The sequence below is a fragment of the Lysinibacillus sp. AR18-8 genome (assembly GCF_001705465.1).
Lineage (GTDB): Bacteria > Bacillota > Bacilli > Bacillales_A > Planococcaceae > Lysinibacillus > Lysinibacillus capsici.
Genome location: NZ_MDGU01000052.1, coordinates 13,227 through 34,509, shown reverse-complemented (window position 1 = coordinate 34,509; position 21,283 = coordinate 13,227). Strand labels below are relative to the sequence as shown.

The window sequence follows — 21,283 nt, the reverse complement described above, 5'->3', positions numbered from 1 at the left end:
GAGGTATCAAATGAACACTTTGATACCTCTTTACTCTGTTGAATGAAATTAAGTTCTATGACAGACCTTTGTACAGTCTTAAGAAAGCTCAGAGATTCAACTTAATGACATTGAAATTTTAGCACAAAGATTGTCCCATCCTGACCTGAACGGACACTAATTGTGCCATTGTGTAAATCAATGAGCTGCTTCGTTATGGCTAGCCCTAGCCCTGTTCCTGTTATATCGTCTGTTGTATTCGTACCTCGATAATAGCGTTCGAATAGATTATCGAGCTCCTCCTGTGGAATACCAGGTCCTTGATCAGCAATGGTAAGCATTACTTTTTTACCAGTATGTTGTGCTTCCACGATTACCTTCGTGCCTTCAGGAGTATATTTTTTCGCATTGGTAATTAAATTATCCATTATTCGCTTAAGTAAAAGCTCATCCGCTTGTAACAACACATCACCATACACCTTCACACACACCTGTTCGTCTGCAAATTGTGGTAGCCATGTTGCTAGCTGCAGTACCACTTTATCTAGCTGTATGGCTTTATTTTTTAATTGATACGTATACGTCAAATCCTGAATAAGTGCATCCATATAGGTTGCCTTTTCCTGCATGGTCTGTGCAAAAATACGCATCTCATCCTTTGTCCACTCATAATCCTCCGATGCCAGCATCGTTGAATAACCGTAAATTGAGCTTAACGGGGTCTTTAAATCATGCGATAAACCTGTTATCCACTCCTCCCGTAATTGCTCTGCATGCTTGATTTGCCTTTCATTTGAATCAAGTCGCTCTGATAAGTGATTGAGTGACTCTTCTACAGGTTGGAACAGTTTAAATTTTCTTTTCAACTTACCTGTCTTTTTATGATGGATTTTTTTGTCACTAATCTCACTGTAATCGAATTGGGTAAGTCGCTCAATGCGCGATATCACATAGACAAGTGGTCGCACGAATTGACGTGAAATACTAATAGATAAGAAAATAACGCCCAACAGCAAAATAATATGTCCCCCAAAGAAGATAGAAACAAACAGTACCATTGCCTTATTAAAAGGCTCTTCAAATGGCTTATACGATGGATTAGGCATTCTTACAACAAATGTCCTATCGTTGGCTAAGGCTGTACTTTGCTTCAGCTCCGCATGCTCGAAAATATCGTATTTTTCCTCTAGTAATTGTGGCTTATTTAGCTTCTCATAACGTTCGCCTATGACCTCAATCCGATTCCATTGCTCGTCATAAATTTCAACACTAGCTTTATTTTCTTTTAGACGTTGCCGTGTTACAGCTGAAATGTCCCCTGTCGCTGTCCAGTTTTCAAGCGCATCCTCAAAAAGTGGTTGCACAGGAGTAGTTGGAAGAAATAATAAGTAGTAATTTGGCAATTCCCATGTATGCATGCCTGGTTGCTGCAATGCCAATATTTCACTATCTGACTTTCCACATAGACCACATGTATCTCCTGTATAATCAACAATCGTCATGGTTGGATCAAATAAATAAAGCTGTCCAACATTTTCTTCAGCTCTCTTCACTAAATAATCAGCAATTTTAACTGTCTTCCCTTGCTCTACAACTGCATCATCTTCGATTTCAAAGGAGCTCATCACATGAATGTTGTCACCAACACGATCATTGATAAAAATAGCAAAAAACACCAAACTCATAATAAAACCTGAAATGATCAATAGATAGAATATGATGAAATACGAAACAAAGCGGAGTGTTAATTTTCCAGCAGGCTTCATGAAGAAATGTCCCCAACAAGCTTATAGCCAATGCCTCTGACAGTAATAATGCATGTCGGTTTTCCAGGATTTTTTTCTATTTTTTCTCGCAGCTTTCTTATATGTACCATCACTGTATTATCATCAAATAAACAATCACCCCATACACGTTCGTATATTTGCTCTTTTGATAACACTTGCCCTGCATTGTCACATAAATATTTTAATAAATGAAACAAGCGACCACTGATTATTTCCTTTACACCGTCTACCTCAATTTCTGCTGCATCAATGTCAAATGTAAAACGGCTGCAAGTAAATATGTGATTTTCTGGTACGCCTTTTTTCTTCATATAACGGACTAGCTGCACCTTTACTCGTGCTACAAGCTCTAAGGGGTTAAATGGTTTTGTAATATAATCATCTGCACCATTCATAAAACCACGAAGCTTATCTGCATCACTACTTTTTGCGGTTAAATAAAAAATAGGGGCATCACTTTTTTCTCGAATACTATTCGCAATATCTAACCCACTTCCATCTGGTAGCATGATATCTAATAGATAAAAATCAAATGTTTTAGTATTCATTTCATCTTTTGCTTCTTCAATTGTATTACATAAGGTAATATTGTTAATTCCTTCTTTTCTTAAAATGATTTCAATCATTTCAGCAATGGCACGTTCATCCTCTAACACTAAAATTGATGCTTCCTGCATTTCCTCACCTACTTTTAAGATTACTTTAAGGTAGTCATTATTTCACCATAAGCTTCCCTATTTATTATATGTATAAGATAACCAATTAAGGAGATAAAACGCAATGACAACTAATCGTGTTACTTTCATTGATACAATGCGTGGATTTAGTTTATTTGGCATCTTAATGGCAAATTTGCTAATCTTCCAATTCGGGATGTATGGCAAAGATGAATTAAAAAATCTTTCTACCTTAGATAACGGGGCTTTATATTTTGTAAAAGTTGTGATTGAAGGCTCGTTTATGCCCATCTTCACTATTTTATTCGGCTTCTCACTTATTAAATTAATTGAATCCATCCGCAGAAAAAAGAATAAAAGCCGTTGGTCTATTTTACGTCGTGCAACAGGATTAATTGCCCTTGGCTTATTACATTCTATTTTATTGTGGGAAGGCGATATTCTATTTTCTTATGGCTGTATGATGTTATTTTTAATCCCATTTATTAATCGTAAACCAAAAACTTTATTTATTTGGGCTGGTATCCTATTTGTACTAACTACGGCGTTAACATACGGCTCTATGGAAACGTCTAAAAAAGAACAAAAAGAGATAGACACATACATCGAGCAAGCGGATGATGTTTACGCTAACGGCAGCTACTTAGAAATTTTTGATTTTAGAGCTAATGCCGAAGTACCAGGAATGGATGATTCTTCATTTATTTTCATTATATTAATTTTTGCACCTATGTTCTACGCACCACTATTCCTGTTTGGGATGGCGCTTGCTAAGAAGCAAGCCTTCGTGGAGATGAATAAGGAAATGAAATGGTATAAGCTTGGTGCTCTCCTTGTACCTATAGGACTCGTATGTAAAAGTGTAAGTTTTATAGAAAGTAAAAGTGCATTTTCTTCTATTTTATTAATGGGCGGCTCCCAGTTATTAGCGATTGGCTATGTTTGCCTCGCAGCATACATTTATAACACCCGTCCAGTTCAACTACTGGCTCCTGCATTTGAGAGCGTTGGCAAACTATCACTAACCAATTATTTACTACAAACCATCATTTGTACAACTGTTTTTTATGGCTATGGCCTTGGCTTATATGGCAAATTAGGGGTCTTTGGCGGAATCCTTTTCGGAATCGTTGTTTATAGCCTGCAATGTGTTTTCAGCCTTGCCTATTTAAAGAAATTTAAACGTGGTCCATTTGAAACAATTTTACGAATATGGACAAATTGGTCTTGGACTGGTCAAGTAAAATAAAACCCCTCAAACAAGCAAATTAGAAAGGAATATTTTTTATGAATAGTGACACAAAAGAAGACTTTACAGACTCATGGTGGTTTTTAGGCATTTGTGCAGCTGTAGCAGTAATTTTAACACTATTTGCCTTTTCATAGACAATATCGATTTCATTTGCCTCCTTGCTGTATACTAGTATTACAACTATACAGCCTAGGGGGTATTTTGTTGTTACATCGTATTATGATTACTGGCTATAAACCACATGAGCTTGGTATCTTTAATGATAAACATCCTGGTATTGTCATCATAAAGAAAGCACTGGAAGCTCATCTACGTACACTGCTTGATGAAGGACTCGAATGGGTTATTATCAGCGGTCAGCAGGGCGTAGAAACTTGGAGTGCTGAAGTTGTTTTAATGTTAAAAAAAGAATTCCCACTTTTAAAATACGCCGTGATCACACCTTTTTTAGAGCAAGAGAAAAATTGGCAAGATCATAAAAAAGAAAAGTATCAAGCATTAATTGCCCAAGCTGATTTTGTCACAAGCGTGACCAAAAAACCCTATGAAGCTCCTTGGCAATTTATTGAGAAGGACAAATTTATTATCCAAAATACAGATGGACTTTTATTAATTTATGATGAAGAAAATGAGGGTTCACCCAAATATATCAAACGGCTTGCAGAAAAATATATGGAGTCCCATGATTATAATCTTTTAACAGTAACTGCCTATGACTTACAATTAATAGCTGAGGAAATTCAACAGCAAAACTGGTAGAAAAATATTGATATAATTTTCTGACAATTATATACTAGAAGTAATAAAAGCTGATTGTTCTTATGGTTTTTACCTATAATTTGAAAGGAGCTGTCATCATTTGAATAAACATATTGAAATGATTCTTGAAGCTTCTCCCGTAAATGTGTCACATGATACGTATCGTAGAGAATGTCGGTATACACGGGGAATTCATATTGAAGAACAAGAATTTCTTGCTATTTTAAATACAATGAGTCATGATTCACGCTTATATTTTGATTTCCATAATCCACGTAAAGAGTTTAAAAAGGGAACCTATTTGAATGGACACGCCGGTTTAGCCTACAATATTTATGAGTACTATAAACAAAATTATAATATTGAGATATCCGAATTAATCAACGGTAAAGATTTTTATGTAAAAATCGTATAAAGCTGAAGCCCCGTTAAAGTTAAAACTTTAACGGGGCTTTTTTGATCTTATAGGTCTGCTACTTGAGCACCTAATTCTTTATTATTATACATTTCTGTATCTAATTCTTTAGTAATACGCGCTGTTGTAACACCAGCAGTCATTGAACCACTTACATTTAACGCTGTACGACCCATATCAATTAAAGGCTCAACAGAGATTAATACACCTGCTAGAGCAATTGGTAAATCAAGTGCTGATAATACAAGGATAGCTGCAAATGTTGCACCACCACCAACACCAGCTACACCAAATGAGCTAACTGCTACTACTGCAATAACTGTAATAATGAACACAGGGTCAAGTGGATTAATGCCGACTGTTGGTGCAATCATAATGGCTAACATCGCAGGATATACACCTGCACAACCATTTTGACCGATTGATAATCCGAATGAGCCTGAGAAGTTTGCAATCCCCTCAGATACTCCAAGACGACCTGTTTGCGTTTTAATATTCATCGGTAAAGTACCAGCACTAGAACGTGATGTAAAGGCGAATAATAATGTTTCTGCCGATTTTTTCAAATACGTAAATGGATTTAAACCACTTAATGTAATGATTAATAAGTGTACGATTAAAACAATAAATAGAGCTACATAAGAAGCAATAACAAACTTACCTAAATTATAGATAGCTCCAAAATCAGATGTTGCTACCGTACGAGCCATAATCGCTAGAATTCCATATGGCGTTAAGCGTAATACAATTGTTACAACACCCATAACAAGGGCATAGATGGCATCCAAGCCTTTTTTAATTGTAGCTGCTGTTCCCTCATCCTTACGTGCCACACGTAAATAAGCAAAACCAAGGAATGCTGAGAAAATTACAACCGCAATCGTTGAAGTAGAACGAGCACCCGTTAAATCAAGGAACGGATTTGCTGGGAATAACTCAATAATTTGTGTTGGTAAATCAGGAGCTGCTAAGCCCGTTGTTTTTTCTTCAAGGTATTGACCACGTGCAGTTTCTGCGTCACCTTGTAAAATTTGTGTTGCATCTAAATCAAAGACTGTTGCAGAAAGAATACCTACAGCTGCCGAAACGGCTGTTGTACCGATTAAAATGGCTAAAATAAGTGCTGCCATTTTTCCGAAATTTTTACCAATCTTCATTTTAGTAAATGCAATTAAAATGGAGATAAATACTAATGGCATTGCTACCATTTGGAGCAGTTTCACATACCCAGTACCGATAATATTGTACCAAGATGTTGTTTTGGCTAATACTTCAGAATCGAGACCATAAATAAAATGAAGTCCAAGACCAAGTACAATCCCTAAGCCTAAACCGGCAAAAACACGATTAGAAAACTTAACGTGCTTTTTATTCATAACATATAAAATTCCAACGAACACAAGTAACACTGCTACGTTAAGAATGATTTGTAAATTCGACAATGGAATGCCTCCTAAGATGTTTTATAATAATGTAATCGAATTATATACCCATAATCCCTATAATTCAAGTATGTTTTATTAAGATTAATAAATTCCTATAACAAAAAGCTTTCTTGCTAAGGATTATACCCCGAAAAATGGCGTAACAATCATCCTCTGGCAATGGATTAATCATGGAAAAGATCTTAAAAAATGTTTGTAAATGTATAGCTAGTTTAATCAATGCCACTACATTTGGTGACAAATGAGTAACTGCCCCTATACTGTTAGTTTTTAACAGTGCAGGGGCAGCCTTTTAAGTATTATTTTCTAATTACAAATCTTGGTTCGTAGTCACTAATGATGTCAAACACACCGTCATTATAGCAGTAGATATGATGTTCTACGGTAGGAATTTCTTTGCTTCCAATCCACGGGAGTTGATCAAACCATTCTATATAATCTGAATTGTTCATTTTATAAAACCATTCTGCTGAAGAATTTTTAGATTGTTCTTGGGTCATGGCTTCAGTGACCATGTCTACTAAATCAGATCGTGGGATTTCTCCAGTATAGCGAAAAGACCAAACATAATCGTGAATAGGAGACATCTTATCATAGATAATATCAACTTCTGTATTGTTTCGATCTATTAATGTTAAGCAGAGCCCTCGATCTGTATAATTCAATGTGGCATTAACGATTTGGGCTCTTTCTAAGCAAGTGACGGGTTGCCAAATGTGCAGTCTTCTTGAATCCATCTAAACCTCCTGTAACCAAAATATATATCAATTTTATTTAAATTTTCATATATTTTACATATCAGTTCCACAAATCTAACATAGTTTGCTAATGAACAAAATAATTTTGTTGTTTATTAATGAGGTAACAACTACCAGCTATTTTTTTACACTGCTTTTTTACATGTGTTACCGAATTGGATAATTGTTCCACAGAGTCAAAATACTGATATTCATTCGTAATAACGGCAATAGATAAAGATGTACATGTTAAAGGTTCCAGTTCGCCAGATCTATTAGCCACCTGAACATATGCTAGATCCTCTAACTCGTAAAAACTAAGTATGTTGACATCAAAGTCATCAATAATTTTTTGACACATCTTTTCTACCTCGTAATAAGGTAGAATGGCTACAAAATCATCTCCACCAATATGTCCTAAAAAATCCTCTACGCCGCAGATATGTCTTTTTAGTATTTCTGTTAAATACCGTAAAATTTTATCGCCTTTATTAAAGCCATATGTGTCATTGTAGGATTTAAAGTGATCTAAATCAAAATAGATTAAACTATATTGCGAGAGCTGTAATGCTTCTTCTAATTTTTCATCGATTAATCTATTGCCTGGAAGACTACTTAATGGATTCAGGAAGCTTGCAATGGCTACTTGTGTATCAACGAGCTTTAACAATAACTCTCGAATACTAACCATGCCATAATAAAGATTGTTTTTCGTGACGATGACATCATCATATAAATCCTCAGGAGGTCTAGCCATAGCTAATGTACTAACCTCTGTGATCGGTGTATTACGATCAACGATTAAAGGGTTTTTCTTTATCATCAGCTGATTTTGTCGTTCCATTAATAAATGATAGCCATACCGAGTACCGATTTTTTGATAGAAATGTGTGCGTGTAATATGTCCAATTGGTTTTTCATCACGCACAACAACAACGCTACGCAACGATGGATTACTTGTAAAAAGTACATCTAATTCTTTATTTTTCACCAATTCATCAATACATGGAACTTTCTCAATGACTTCCCCTATCTTCATGGTCACCCACCCTTATTTTCCCCATATATATTTCCTTTGCAGGCTTTCCTATCGCATATCCCTGTGCATAATGAATGCCAATACGATGGAGATAATCAAGCTCTTCTTGTCTTTCAATCCCTTCAGCGATGATTTTAGTATTGGCTTGTTCAGCATATTTCATTAACAGTGTGACGAGCTGCTGTTGTTCACTATTTTGGTCTATGAATTGAATTAATGAACGGTCTAGCTTAATAAATTCCGGCTTTAAATAGATGAGCGTTTTTAAACTATTATAACCTGATCCTACATCATCTACGGCAATGCGATAGCCCTGTGATCGATAATGCGATAATACACGTTCAAACTCCACAAAATCTATTACTGCACTTCGCTCAGTTAGTTCAAAAACCACTTGCTGAGGTTTGATTCCAAGCTCCTTCAATAATTGTAGTGTTTCGCCACTGTGATATTTTTTATCTAATAAAACATTCGGATGTATATTAAGGAACACTAAAAAGTTTTTATTCACCAAGTCTTTGTGTAAACGTTCCTTGAAACGTTTCAAGGAAAGATTTCTACAAAAACATTCAAATAAAAAAACGCAATCTGTTTGTCCTACAAACTCGTAAAACTGGTCCACACTGTTAAATAATGTTGAGGGTAATGGTCGATTTAAGGCTTCAAATCCTATTGTTTGCTGTGACTGTAAATCTACAATAGGTTGAAAGTATGTATGTAAATCGTTATGTTGAATAATTTGTTTCAATGCCTTTAAACGTTTCATATATAACGAACTACTTTGATGCTGACCATATAAATATTTAAAAAAAGAAAATATATTACTTGTTTTTATACTTTGTCCCACTACAGACTCCATCCCTGCACCTCTTCAATTGGTTATTATGGTTCATTGTACGCTTTGATTGTAAACAGACTGTGAATCGAATGTAAAAAGAGCAAGTTCCAGCAATAGGTTTTAACAAAACTCTTTTCTAGTTAATATTTCACAATATTAAAACTATTACAAATAATTTATTTGATATAAAATGATATTAGTGTATGATTGTAATAATAGGTTTATATTACCTATTATATTTTTTTGTGTTTTTACTGTATTGGTCTTAATAGGGAAGCCTATTTAGATAAAAATTATTCAAGGGAGGATCCTGTTAATGAGCTTGTCTATTCAACAATTATTGGAGAACAAAGGAATTACACCGAAACCTGAACACCTTGAACTATTAAAAACACGCTGGGAAGGTATGCAGTCACTTCGCAGCAATTTAGAAGGTATTGCGATCGATGATGCAGACATCGCCGTACGTAGTATTCCTGGAGGTGATCACATTGACAACTGATTTACATTTAAAATCTGTTGAAGAGTTGGCACCTTTACTTGCATCAAAGTCGCTATCTCCCGTGGAATTAACGAAAGCTATTTTAGATTTTGCTGAGGAAAGTCAGCCTAAAATTAATTCCTATATGGCTTTTTATCGGGAAGAAGCCTTAGCAAGGGCAAAAGAAGTTGAACAGGAGATTCTCCAAGGTCATTATAAGGGTATGTATCATGGGATACCTATGGCCTTAAAGGACAACTTGTATTTTAAAGATAAAATAACAACGATGTCCTCAAAAATTCATAAGGACTTCGTTTCTGATTATGATGCGACAGTGGTTGAAAAGCTACGTGATGCTGGTGTTATTTTCACTGGGAAATTAAGTATGCATGAATATGCATGGGGAATTACAAATGACAACCCTCATTACGGCCCTGTTCGTAACCCATGGGACTTAGATAAAATTCCTGGTGGTTCAAGTGGAGGCTCTGGTGCGGCTGTTGCAGCTGGAGCAAGTGTTGCTTCACTAGGGACAGATACAGCAGGCTCTATTCGAATTCCATCTTCTGCTTGCGGCATTGTAGGTTTAAAACCTACACACGGTCGTGTAAGTAAATACGGCTGCTACCCGCTAGCATGGAGCTTAGACCATATTGGTCCGATGACAAAGACAGTTAAGGATGCAGCGGGCTTGCTCGAAGTCATTGCTGGTTTTGATCATCGAGACCCTACTTGCGTGAATGTTCCAGTAGACAACTATGAGAAGCAGCTTACTGGCAATATCAAAGATCTAGTGATTGGTATCAATGAAGAATATTTCTTTAATAATGTTGATGCTGATGTAGAGAAGGCTGTTAGAGCAAGTATTCAAAGCTTAGTGGATTCAGGCGCTAAAGTAGAAGTGGTGCGTATTCCTTCCCTACAATATGCAGAATGGGCAGAGCTTGTGACGTCTCTTTCAGAGGCAGCAGCTATACACCATTCAGATTTACAAAAGAGACCACAAGATTTTGGTGACGATATTCGTCTGCTATTTGAGCTTGGTGAGTTGCCTTCTGCAGTCGATTACTTGCAGGCTCAGCAGGTACGTCGTCAAATCAAGCAGGAGTTTACAGAGATTTTTAATAAGGTAGATGTGCTCATTTCCCCTACCCTACCTGTTGTAGCTAGTACAATTGGGGATGATTTTGCAGAGTTAAACGGTCAAAAAGTAGATTTAATTGATAATATTATCCGCTTTACAGGCCCTAGTAACTTAACAGGCTTACCTGCCCTCTCGGTTCCTTGTGGCTTTAAAGGAAACTTACCAATAGGTCTACAAATTATTGGCCCAGCCTTTAAAGAAGGACGCATTTTAAATGTAGGCTATGCTGTTGAGCAAGCAAATCCACAGAGAAATAGAAAACCAAATATTTTTGCTAATATCTAAACGATAAGCACTAGAAATCTGCTCACTTCACGGTATACCACTGAATGAGCAGATTTTTTTGTGGGGGAAACCTGCTAGCATTCATACTTATGGTTTTTTATGAACAAGTAATTTTATAATAGAAGCTAGAAGCTTACTACAGGAAAGGCAATGATCCACTCATGAATGTAGAGAAATTTTTACAATTACCTATTACCAAAGACTTCACTGTTATAGCGGGTCACAACGGCTTAAATAAAGCTGTTCAAAATGTAGAAATATTAGACTTTGAATTTTCACCTGACATCCACCATGTCAGAGATACTATCTTTACACCAAACAGTGTTGTGTTAAGTAGTTTATTATTTGCTAAGCAAAAACCTGAGTATTTATTCAATGCTGTAAAAAATCTAATTGAGCTTGGTGCTAGTGCTTTAGCTTATAAGCCTGTTATTTTTAAGGAATTACCTGAAGAAGTTTTGTCGTATGCAGAGCAGCATAATTTCCCTATATTGCGCTTTGGTGGAGATGAGTTTTTTGAAAAAATCATTTTAGAAACGATGGCTTATGCTAAGACACAGGATTATTCCTATTTTATAGAAACGATTTTACGAAGGTTAGTGGAGGAAGATGTAACACAGGAGCAAATCAAATCCATTTTACAACAGCTCAATAAGCCCTTTGAAAAATATGTATTTATAGCAAATTTACGAGCTGGTGACACAATCCATCCGAACTGGATGCAGCCCTTTTACTCGTTGGAGCCACTATTAAAATCGGGTATGATTTGTTCTTATAAAAAAAGTCTATTTATCATCATGACACATCCATCTCAGCAATTCCAATTTGAAAGGGTTTTACATGAATGGCTAGCATTATATGCCATACCTACTGATACAATCACTTTCGGCTATAGCAGTTGTAATGATACCCAGACTGGATTCCCAATGGCATTACGCGAAGCTTTTTTTGCCAATATTTTCACTGAAATCGATATGCTCCCTAGCTGTCATTATAAGAATCTCGCTTCTGATTGTTTATTAATCGAGTTATACCGTAAAGATGCAACATTCGCTATGGACTATGTTACCTCCTTTTTAGCCCCTCTACTTGATGATAAGGCTGATCCAGACTTAATGGAGACCGCCATAACTTATATCATAAAAAAAGGAAATATTAAGGAAGTTGCTGTAGCACAATTCTGTCATCCAAATACAATTCGCTATCGTATGGCTAAAATACGTCAGCTAGTAGCACCCATAGATAATGATTATGTTTTTTATGAACGCCTAGCTGCAGCCGTTAAATTGTACTTATTACATAGCAAAATGAACAGTGACTAATCGCTTTGGAATAAGTACAAAAAAACGCCTGAATATTTAGAAATAAAATCAAATTCTTTTCTTCTCTCTTATGCTATTCTATTGAAGTTAGGAGGAAGAACACATGAAAACTTACATAGCTGATGGCATGTTATTAGTTACTGCAATCGTGTGGGGTAGTGGATTTGTTGTAACGGCCATTGCTCTAGAATATTTAACAGCATATCAAGTAATGGCTGGCAGATTTTTATTAGCTTCAATCATATTAACCGTTTTATTTGGCGCCCGCTTAAAAAAGGCTTCGAGATCAGTAATTTGGAAGGGAGCTTTATTAGGTACAATTTTGTATATAGCGTTTGCCCTTCAAACAGTCGGACTGCAATATACAACACCATCTAAAAATGCCTTTTTAACCGCAGTTAATGTCATTATTGTTCCTTTAATAGCATATGCCGTTTATAAACGGCGTATCGATGGCTACGAAATCATTGGTTCGATAATGGCAATTGTGGGCATTGGCTTTTTATCATTACAAGGCTCATTGACAATGAATATAGGTGATGCCCTATCATTAGCTTGTGCTGTTGCTTTTGCCTTTGATATCTTTTGTACAAACCTTTTTGTTCAAAAAGAAGATGCCATTGCTCTAACTATTATTCAGTTTCTCACAGCATCCTTTATAGGTGTTCTCGTTGTCATTAGTCAAGGTGAAATTCCTACGTCGCTTGAAAAAGAGGCAATTTACTCGCTTGTTTATTTAGGGATTTTTTCTACGACAATAGCTTATCTTTTCCAGAATGTGGCCAATCAATATACAACTGCCACAAAGGCTGCGATTATACTATCAACGGAATCTTTTTTCGGCATGGTTTTATCCGTTATCTTTTTGCATGAAATGCTAACAAGCCGTATGGTCGTTGGTGCCGTCCTTATTTTACTAGCTATACTAATTGCCGAAGTGAAACCCGCACATCCAAAAAAGAAGCTAATGAAAGCACTCGATAATCAGACCCCCAAATAGTTTCAGTTTATACTGGAACTTTTTTTATGTTTATTAAACTCGACTAGTAATAATGCTTGTCGTAATCCCCACAACTAGCACTGTAATTATAGATAATAGCAAGGTCGAGGTTGATAGGAGGAAGCCACCTATAACAATCACGATGGAGTCAATAAAAAATATTAATATCCCAACATTGATACCCGTTTTATCACAGATAAATTGTGCTATCAAGTCAGTCCCCCCTGTGCTTGTCTGAAATCGCAGCATTAGACCAATACCAAAGCCTACAAGTATTCCTCCAAGAATGGCACTATAGAGCGCATCAATTTGCACAAGATTGCGGACAGGCTTTAAAAAATCGATAATGAAGGAAGACGTTAGTAAGCCATGTATACTATTGTAAAAATAGGTTTTATATTTAAACCACGCAATAATAAAAATTGGAATACTAATGATAATAATCATTAAACCAATTTGAAGCTTATATAAATAATGTAATATTAGCGCTAACCCTACTACTCCCCCATCTAAAATTTCATAAGGCGTTAAAAATAAGTTTATTCCTAACGACAATGAAATACTTCCTATTATAATGACTAGACTTTTTGTAAAGAAATACATACAACCCCCCTCCGTGTCTATGCATGTCTTATAGTATGAAAATAGGTTATTGAACATGTTATGAAATAACCTTAGATGATTAGCCATTTTTATCGAGTACATTTGCTAAATTTCTTCGAAACTTATTCAATTTATTTCCGTATATACAGATAAATTTTAAATTAACAAAGGGGATTATGATATGGAGCATGCTTTATTGGAACAAGTTAAACATACTAGAACTTTTTTAAGACAAGAACAATTGGAAACAATCTTTGAAGAGTTTGATGGTCAACGAATGCGTTTAACAGAGGTACAGCGCTTGGAGAAATACCGTAAAATGCTTGAAAGTCCTTTTCGCTTTTTCCGTGGAAGTGCCTATCTCTTTTATTTTGATATGACAAAATCCGCTTCAATCTTCCATACTCCTGATAGAAAACCGACTTGGATTCAAGGTGACATGCATATGGATAACTTCGGTGCTTTTCAAAATGAAGCTGGCTCCATTGTTTTTGATGTCAATGATTTCGATGAGGGCTATGTCGGTTCTTATTTATACGATATTATTCGTATGAGTATTAGTATTGCACTTTATTTAGAGGAACAAGGCTTACATAAGGCAACCCAAGAAACCGCTATTCAATCTTTTCTTAATAGTTATATCAATCAACTAAAACGATTTGAGCGTAAACAGGATGATCCTCTAACACTCATTTTCACAAAGAACAATACCAAGGGACCCGCAAAGAGGTTATTGAAAAAGCTTGAGAAACGCCAACGATCCCACTTTCTACAGGATATTACGTATCTCAATGAAGACGGCGAGCGTGCTTTCTTATGGAATGAAGAAATTCAACCAGTCACTGCTGAGGAATACAGTGCCATTTCAAACGCACTTTCTACATATAAAATTAGGGACATAGCTTATAAGTATGGCTCTGGTACAGCTTCAATCGGTTTAAAACGTTACTATATTTTAGTGGAAGATGAAAAGGGTGCATCAGGGGTTGAAAATTTAGTGTTAGAAATGAAAGAAGTACGCACAGCCATTCCTGCCTACTTTCTTCCCTATCAGGATCTATTTTGGGCTCATTATGAGCACCAAGGAGCACGAGTAGTTGGAACTCAAAAAGCCATGCACCACTTAGAGGATCCACATTTAGCCTTTATTACAATGAATGGTCAGGAATTTTATATTCGAGAACGTTCTCCTTATAAAAAGAAGATTAAGCCTAAAAACTATAAGGATGTAGAGGATTACTTTACAACAACATCACTTATGGGGAAAATTGCCGCTAAAATACATGCACGAGCTGACATCGATTATTCTCATGTTTTTACCTATCACAGCGAGGAGGAGATTTTAAAAGCGATCGGTAAAGAACGGAATGTATTTATAGAACATACAATTTTACAAGCAATGAGTTACAAAGAAACCGTCTATACAGATTATGACTTATTCAAAAACTGGGTTGAAACAAAAATGTAAAAAGGGACCTTCGCTTTTAGCGAAGGTCCTCTCATATTGAATATTATTTTTGCTTGGCCTTCATACGAGCAAGTAAAAAGCCGCCCTTAAATGATTTAGGCTCATACGAGATAATAAACGCATTCGGCTCAAATTGCTCTACTATTTGAAAGAGCTCTCCTTCACGATTCCTCTTCGTTAAGATCTCATATTTATAGCGGTTACTATCTCGCCCTTCTCCTATATAAATCGTGACTGCAAACCCTTCGTGGCGAAGAAATTTCACAAGCTCTTCATTCTTATTTTGCGTATTAATGGTTGTATACACATAGCCTATCGCTAGCTTTCGTTCTATTTTTGCTCCTAAAAATATACCTAATCCAAACCCAACTGCATAGACAACCATAGATAACATACTTTGCTTCCCACTGAAAACGAGTGAAAGGCCAAATACATACACCAACATCTCCAGCATACCAAATATCGCTGCAAGGAATGTGATATTCTTTACCAAAAATATTGTTCGTAATGTTAAAAAAGGTACATATACTAATTGTAGGATTAAAATTAAAACAATACTTTGCATTTGTGCTAGACCTTTCTGAGAGTAGTTTTATATAAGTATATGTTGAAAGAGAAAGTTACATGCGATTTCAACAACTCTATTTTAAATTCCCTTTTAGTCTAATGTTAAACATTCCTTATGACAGTCTAAAGTTATTTTAACGGAACAAATTTTAATTAAAATCATAATCTATAGTTTAAAACATACAATCCATAACAACAAAAAGTGACACCTCCTCAAATCTAAATCAATAGATAAAAGTAGGTATCACTTTCTTTTCATCAAAATATGTAAAATATTTAGATGAATGTTATTTAATTATCTTTTTATACTTCCCCGTGCATCGGGTCTTTTTTATGCTTAGGCCCAATCATGTTGAATAAAATATTTAGGATAATCGCTGTGACTGAACCACAAACAATACCATTTGACGTTAAGATTGAAACGCTTGTTGGCAGTGCATCAAAAATGCCAGGAACAACGGATACACCGACACCTAAACTTACTGCAATCGCTGCAATCATTGCGTTTTCCGCTGATTCATTCATAACAGGTACAAGCATTCCCATACCTTGTGTAATCACCATACCGAACATCGCAAGCATTGCCGCACCTAGTACAGACGTTGGAATAATTGTTGTTAATGCTGCGATTTTTGGTAGGAAGCCAAGTGCTACTAGTAAACCACCTGTGATGTAAATGACTTTACGGTCCTTAACGCCTGACATACGAGTTAGTCCCACGTTTTGTGAGAATGTTGTGTATGGGAAGGCATTGAAAATACCACCGATTACTGAAGCTAGACCTTCTGAACGGTAGCCACGAGCCAAATCTTTTGAATCTATTTTTTTATTACAAATATCACTTAGCGCAAAATAGACACCAGATGATTCTACTAAAGATACCATTGCTACAAGTGTCATGGTAATAATCGCCGTTACATCAAATGTTGGCATGCCAAAGTAGAAAGGTTGTACCATGTGAAATACATTAGCATCTGCAACTGGGGTGAAATCCACCTTGTCCATGAAAGCACCTAAAACAGTACCTACTACTAATCCTATTAAAATTGAAATAGCACGAACAAAGCCCGTAGAAAAGCGATAAACGACTAAAATGATAACCAATGTAATAAAGGCTAAAGCTACATTAGAAGCAGAAGCAAAATCCTCAGCACCTTGTCCACCTGCCATATTGTTTAATGCTACTGGTAATAAGGAAATACCGATAATTGAAACAACTGACCCTGTTACGACTGGTGGGAAGAATTTCACAAGCTTGCCGAAGAAGCCCGCAATTATCATTACAATTACACCAGAGGCAATAATAGAACCATAAATGTCCGTAATACCCTGCTCTGGGTTTGTACCAATCGCAATAATTGGACTTACCGCTGTGAATGTACAGCCAAGTACTACAGGTAAGCCAATACCAATGAATTTACCTGAATAAACCTGTAAAAGTGTAGCAATCCCGCACATCATAATATCAATCGCTACTAAATACGTCATTTGTGTTGAATCGAAGCCAATTGCCCCACCGATAATCAGTGGCACTAAGATGGCTCCAGCATACATTGCAAGTAAATGTTGAATCGCTAGCGCAGTCGATTTAAAGGTATTCATTACGCGCGAGCCTCCGTAGCAAATGTTACTTTGCCATCTTCAAGAGAATCTACTATTGCTAATGACTCAACGCGAACACCTTGCTCACGCAATAGTTTTCCGCCATCTTGGAAGCCCTTTTCAATAACAATTCCAACTCCTACAACATTCGCACCCGCTTGTGCAGCAATATCAAGTAAGCCTTTGACAGCCTCACCATTAGCTAAGAAATCATCTACGATTAAAATATTGTCATCTTCGCTTAAGAAATTACGTGAGACAGAGATCTCATTTGTTTCATTTTTTGTGAATGAATGTACCTTTGAAGAATAAAGGTTATCTGAAAGAGTTAATGATTTACGTTTACGAGCAAACACGACAGGCGCGCCAATTTCTAAGCCTAACATCACGGATGGGGCAATACCTGAAGATTCTATTGTTAAAATCTTTGTAATCACTTGATCAGAGAAACGATTTGCAAATTCATGACCAATTTCCTTCATTAGCATCGGATCAATTTGATGGTTTAAAAATGAATCAACCTTTAATACGGATGAAGATAATACTTTACCCTCTTGCATAATTTTGTCTTGTAATAACTTCATTTATTTCATATCCTTCTTTCGTAAAAAATTATAAAAAAACGCTGAATACTTTGATTCCATTCTGCTACGAGTGGAGCAAAGCATTCAGCGCAAAAACGTCGAAATGAATAGAAAACATCATTAAATTGAAGTTCTCTAAAAGCATTGCTACCCATAGTCGATTCATTTACGGTAAATCGGTAGAAACTTGCGAGCCCTATTCTCGCTATTATATGAGTGGATTTGTATGAAACTATCAGAATAACCAATTTATCACTTTATTCGGTAAGGGCTACTATCTCTCACCAAAAAAAGTTTGATTTTTCGGAATTTAATGGTATTCTGGAACTTTTTAATTGTAAATGTTCGTGTTTTCAATCAACGTACTGATTATAACAGACTATTTTCTAGCTTGCTAGCATTATTTTGATAAATGGAACGGTACTGTCATAATGACGACATTTCTGTGAAATAACAGTGATGTACGAATAAGAAGACTCGATTGGTTGTGTAGCATATGATGCCACCCTTTTTTCGGTAAGAATTGAGGGATAACAACTGTAACTTTATGACCTGTCTTCGTACATTGATGTTCTACTTTATCAATAAATTTAATTAATGGCTGTGTAATGCTGCGATATGGTGAATAGTAGGTAACTAATCGTACATCAGGTTGCCAGGCGTTCCACTTCTCTTCAAAAGCTTTTGCATCTGCTTGATCGAAAGCTACGTAAAAGGCTATCACTTTATCAACCTTAAGTGATTTGGCATAATGTAGGGAGTTTTCAACCACCTTTGTTATACCAGCTACTGGCACAATGAAAACATTCCCCTCAATAGTAGCCAGTTCCTCATGATTTAATCTTAACTGTTCTCCAACAGCTTGATAATGTTGCTTAATGCGATGGAATACAAAAATAATAATTGGTAAAAAGATAAACACTGGCCATACTTGAGGCATTTTTGTCACAAAAAACATCATTGCCACGATGAAAGAGATAGCAGCCCCAATTGTATTGATCGTAAATTTTGCTACCCAGCCTTTAGGTTTTTCGCGCCACCATTTTCTCATCATTCCCGTTTGCGCTAATGTAAAGGGAATAAATACGCCTACTGCATAGAGCGGAATTAAATGCTCTGTGGCCCCGTCAAAAAGTATAATTAAAAAATTGGCTGCAATACCTAGCATTAAAATACCATTTGAATAGCCAAGACGGTCCCCACGAATTTGGAAGATTCGTGGAATAAAACCATCCTTCGATAAATTCACAGCAAGCAAGGGAAATGCTGAATATCCTGTGTTTGCGGCAAGTACTAAAATCATTGCCGTTGTCCCCTGTACAATATAATAAAGAAAATTCCGACCAACACTAGCTTCTGCTAGTTGGGAAACGACTGTTGCTTCTGCTGTTGGTGCAACGCCATAAAAATAAGCTAGACTAACAATCCCGATGAATAAAACGGCTAAAATGGCGCCCATTGCTAAAAGCGTTTTAGCAGCATTATTCGGGGCAGGATTTCTAAAATTAGGTATAGCGTTAGAAATAGCCTCTACTCCTGTTAACGCTGAGCTTCCTGAAGCAAATGCCTTTAATAAAATAAATAGGCTAATCCCTGCCACTGGTGTGCCAATCTTTGGATGTAGCTCTGCAGGCACCTGTCCAGTTGCCACATTATAGAGCCCAATCCCGATTAGCAACAGCATAACGCCTACAAATATATAAACTGGGTACGCCAAGATAGAAGCTGACTCTGTTACACCTCGCAAGTTTAAAATCGTTAAGAAAATCACAAATATAATAGCAATGGGTACATTATAAGCATGAAGACTTGGAAATGCAGATGTAATGGCATCTGTCCCGGCCGACACACTTACTGCTACCGTTAAAATATAATCAACAAGCAAAGAACCCCCTGCAACAAGACCTGCATTCACGCCTAAATTTTCTCGTGATACGACATAGGCGCCTCCCCCATGTGGATAGGCGAAGATAACTTGACGATAGGATAAAATCAGTGCCACGAGTAGAATAACCACTCCAGCGGCAATAGGTAAAGAATACCAAAACGCCATTGTACCTACCGTCATTAGGACAATTAAAATTTGTTCTGGTCCATAGGCTACTGATGACAATGCATCTGACGATAATATGGCCAGTGCCTTTGTTTTACTGAGCTTTTGTTCCCCTAACGCATCGGATCTTAATGGTTTGCCGATTACATAACGTTTGAATGAGGATTTCATTGATAAACACCTTCTAGTTTCATAGAATGTGTTTCGCCTTTCTAAATTACATCAAAAAACGCCTACAAGTCATCACTAAATAAGACCTGTAGACGCTCATCCGTCTGCCAAGCTCCACTTTTCTGCTCTTAACGCTTACGAGGTTAGCTGTCGGATTCGGGCCTGAGTAGCCCTACTCCTCCACAAGGAAGAGATTCACCCCAAGAATGGCTATGCCATCCATCAAAATTGGTTCCCCCGCGTTTAGTTGCTTCAGCGATTTAGAAATTTGAAACTTTTATAATGATGTCATATTACGCCTGCTAATTGAAAAAGTAAAGAAGAAAATTTTTCTCTTTTTTGAGTAAAAGCATAGGCTTTTTTTGAACATATAAATAATCGCTTCTTAAAGAAAATTTCCTGAATACCTAGTCAATACCCACAATATAAACAATAAAAACTGCCTTAAAGGTATATTCTACCTTCAAGACAGCTCATTATATTAGTCATCAAAGCCTTGTTCAAAGTCGATAATGTTCCCAGAGACTGCATCCACATCTACTTCGTATTCATATTGACCGTCTTTCAGTTCAATTTCATATACACCATCATCAAGCTTAATTTTTGTCACTTTACCCTTTGCTTTTGTTTGGGCTGTCTTGATAGCCTGCTCTTTTGTAATTATTTTTGTTGTAGCAGTCGTAGCAGGAATATGATCATCCCAATCATCGTCATCTAGACGTTCCTTTTTCTGCTTGAGCAATTTTCCACTATAAGCATCAAATTTTAAATCATATTCTTCTGTATCTGTATACACCTCTACTTCATAAATAGAGCTAAACTGATTTTGGTCAAACTCGATATTGGCAACTGTACCATCCACTACCGCTAGAGCTTTCTTCTCAATTTCCTGCATGGATAAGACCTTTTTTTCTTGGGCATTTCCTGATAATAAAGTCGTCGAGCCAATCGCTGCACCCACTCCCAGTGTAATTACTAGTGCTGGAATCATGATCATTTTTTTCATGTTCATCTCTCCTTTGTTTTATCTAAACTTAGCTTACCAAGTGAAGATGATAGAACTATAAGAGAAACA

At 36.4% G+C, this 21,283-nt stretch carries 20 protein-coding genes and 2 riboswitches; of the genes, 8 read left to right on the top strand and 12 right to left on the bottom strand.

Features of this window, described 5'->3' with window-relative positions; translation table 11 throughout:
• Window positions 1–101 precede the first annotated feature (101 nt).
• Both BFM98_RS21950 and BFM98_RS21945 read right to left on the bottom strand, forming a co-directional pair.
• Window positions 102–1,745, bottom strand: a complete 1,644-nt coding sequence (locus tag BFM98_RS21950) for a sensor histidine kinase (RefSeq protein WP_066038384.1) — start codon at window positions 1,743–1,745, stop codon at window positions 102–104.
• A complete protein-coding gene (locus BFM98_RS21945) occupies window positions 1,742–2,443 on the bottom strand; it encodes a response regulator transcription factor (RefSeq protein WP_048391893.1) in 702 nt (233 codons plus the stop codon). The genes BFM98_RS21950 and BFM98_RS21945 overlap by 4 nt, the downstream gene beginning before the upstream one ends.
• A 103-nt stretch (window positions 2,444–2,546) precedes the next feature.
• Between BFM98_RS21945 and BFM98_RS21940 the strand changes: the two genes are divergently transcribed.
• From BFM98_RS21940 to BFM98_RS21930, 3 genes are all read left to right on the top strand, one after another.
• The gene (locus BFM98_RS21940; protein WP_048391895.1) at window positions 2,547–3,692 is read left to right on the top strand and encodes a DUF418 domain-containing protein; all 1,146 of its coding nucleotides are present in this window, start codon (window positions 2,547–2,549) and stop codon (window positions 3,690–3,692) included.
• A gap of 222 nt (window positions 3,693–3,914) precedes the next feature.
• Complete coding sequence (locus tag BFM98_RS21935) at window positions 3,915–4,454, top strand: SLOG family protein (RefSeq protein ID WP_369700611.1); 540 nt, start codon at window positions 3,915–3,917, stop codon at window positions 4,452–4,454.
• Window positions 4,455–4,554: 100 nt separating this feature from the next.
• Window positions 4,555–4,869: a hypothetical protein gene (locus tag BFM98_RS21930; protein WP_066038382.1), complete on the top strand. Its 315-nt coding sequence runs from the start codon at window positions 4,555–4,557 to the stop codon at window positions 4,867–4,869.
• 47 nt (window positions 4,870–4,916) lie between these two features.
• On the opposite strand, the gene BFM98_RS21925 is transcribed toward BFM98_RS21930, so the two are convergent.
• From BFM98_RS21925 to BFM98_RS21910, 4 genes are all read right to left on the bottom strand, one after another.
• Window positions 4,917–6,311, bottom strand: coding sequence for an L-cystine transporter (locus BFM98_RS21925; protein ID WP_004227708.1), 1,395 nt, complete (start codon window positions 6,309–6,311; stop codon window positions 4,917–4,919).
• A 302-nt stretch (window positions 6,312–6,613) separates the two neighbouring features.
• Entirely contained in the window at window positions 6,614–7,051 is a 438-nt protein-coding gene (locus tag BFM98_RS21920) for a hypothetical protein (protein ID WP_066038381.1), read from the bottom strand.
• 88 nt (window positions 7,052–7,139) lie between these two features.
• Window positions 7,140–8,090, bottom strand: a complete 951-nt coding sequence (locus BFM98_RS21915) for a GGDEF domain-containing protein (RefSeq protein WP_066038380.1) — start codon at window positions 8,088–8,090, stop codon at window positions 7,140–7,142.
• On the bottom strand, window positions 8,068–8,949 hold the full coding sequence (locus BFM98_RS21910) for an EAL domain-containing protein (protein ID WP_066038379.1): 882 nt from the start codon (window positions 8,947–8,949) through the stop codon (window positions 8,068–8,070). Before BFM98_RS21910 ends, BFM98_RS21915 begins: the two co-directional genes overlap by 23 nt.
• A 295-nt stretch (window positions 8,950–9,244) precedes the next feature.
• On the opposite strand from BFM98_RS21910, the gene BFM98_RS21905 reads away from it, so the two are divergent.
• From BFM98_RS21905 to BFM98_RS21890, 4 genes are all read left to right on the top strand, one after another.
• A complete protein-coding gene (locus BFM98_RS21905) occupies window positions 9,245–9,430 on the top strand; it encodes a hypothetical protein (protein WP_009373346.1) in 186 nt (61 codons plus the stop codon).
• A complete protein-coding gene (locus BFM98_RS21900; RefSeq protein ID WP_083225424.1) occupies window positions 9,420–10,838 on the top strand; it encodes an amidase in 1,419 nt (472 codons plus the stop codon). Before BFM98_RS21905 ends, BFM98_RS21900 begins: the two co-directional genes overlap by 11 nt.
• Before the next feature lie 161 nt (window positions 10,839–10,999).
• A complete protein-coding gene (locus tag BFM98_RS21895; protein WP_066038377.1) occupies window positions 11,000–12,160 on the top strand; it encodes a PucR family transcriptional regulator in 1,161 nt (386 codons plus the stop codon).
• A 103-nt stretch (window positions 12,161–12,263) separates the two neighbouring features.
• Window positions 12,264–13,160, top strand: coding sequence for a DMT family transporter (locus BFM98_RS21890; protein WP_066038376.1), 897 nt, complete (start codon window positions 12,264–12,266; stop codon window positions 13,158–13,160).
• A 33-nt stretch (window positions 13,161–13,193) separates the two neighbouring features.
• Here BFM98_RS21890 and BFM98_RS21885 read toward each other — a convergent pair whose 3' ends face one another.
• Entirely contained in the window at window positions 13,194–13,763 is a 570-nt protein-coding gene (locus BFM98_RS21885) for a YitT family protein (protein WP_048391911.1), read from the bottom strand.
• Between the two features lie 181 nt (window positions 13,764–13,944).
• Between BFM98_RS21885 and BFM98_RS21880 the strand changes: the two genes are divergently transcribed.
• The gene (locus tag BFM98_RS21880; protein WP_066038375.1) at window positions 13,945–15,231 is read left to right on the top strand and encodes a DUF2252 domain-containing protein; all 1,287 of its coding nucleotides are present in this window, start codon (window positions 13,945–13,947) and stop codon (window positions 15,229–15,231) included.
• A gap of 43 nt (window positions 15,232–15,274) precedes the next feature.
• On the opposite strand, the gene BFM98_RS21875 is transcribed toward BFM98_RS21880, so the two are convergent.
• From BFM98_RS21875 to BFM98_RS21855, 5 genes are all read right to left on the bottom strand, one after another.
• Window positions 15,275–15,796: a DUF2179 domain-containing protein gene (locus tag BFM98_RS21875; protein WP_048391915.1), complete on the bottom strand. Its 522-nt coding sequence runs from the start codon at window positions 15,794–15,796 to the stop codon at window positions 15,275–15,277.
• Between the two features lie 305 nt (window positions 15,797–16,101).
• Window positions 16,102–17,400 (bottom strand): nucleobase:cation symporter-2 family protein, encoded by a 1,299-nt coding sequence (locus BFM98_RS21870; protein WP_048391916.1) that lies wholly within the window; start codon window positions 17,398–17,400, stop codon window positions 16,102–16,104.
• On the bottom strand, window positions 17,400–17,984 hold the full coding sequence (locus BFM98_RS21865; RefSeq protein ID WP_048391917.1) for a xanthine phosphoribosyltransferase: 585 nt from the start codon (window positions 17,982–17,984) through the stop codon (window positions 17,400–17,402). Before BFM98_RS21865 ends, BFM98_RS21870 begins: the two co-directional genes overlap by 1 nt.
• Before the next feature lie 134 nt (window positions 17,985–18,118).
• Window positions 18,119–18,220, bottom strand: a riboswitch (purine riboswitch).
• 164 nt (window positions 18,221–18,384) lie between these two features.
• Window positions 18,385–20,208 (bottom strand): APC family permease, encoded by a 1,824-nt coding sequence (locus tag BFM98_RS21860; protein ID WP_066038374.1) that lies wholly within the window; start codon window positions 20,206–20,208, stop codon window positions 18,385–18,387.
• Between the two features lie 118 nt (window positions 20,209–20,326).
• Window positions 20,327–20,476, bottom strand: a riboswitch (cyclic di-AMP (ydaO/yuaA leader).
• A 213-nt stretch (window positions 20,477–20,689) separates the two neighbouring features.
• A complete protein-coding gene (locus BFM98_RS21855; protein WP_054548692.1) occupies window positions 20,690–21,214 on the bottom strand; it encodes a PepSY domain-containing protein in 525 nt (174 codons plus the stop codon).
• Window positions 21,215–21,283 lie beyond the last annotated feature (69 nt).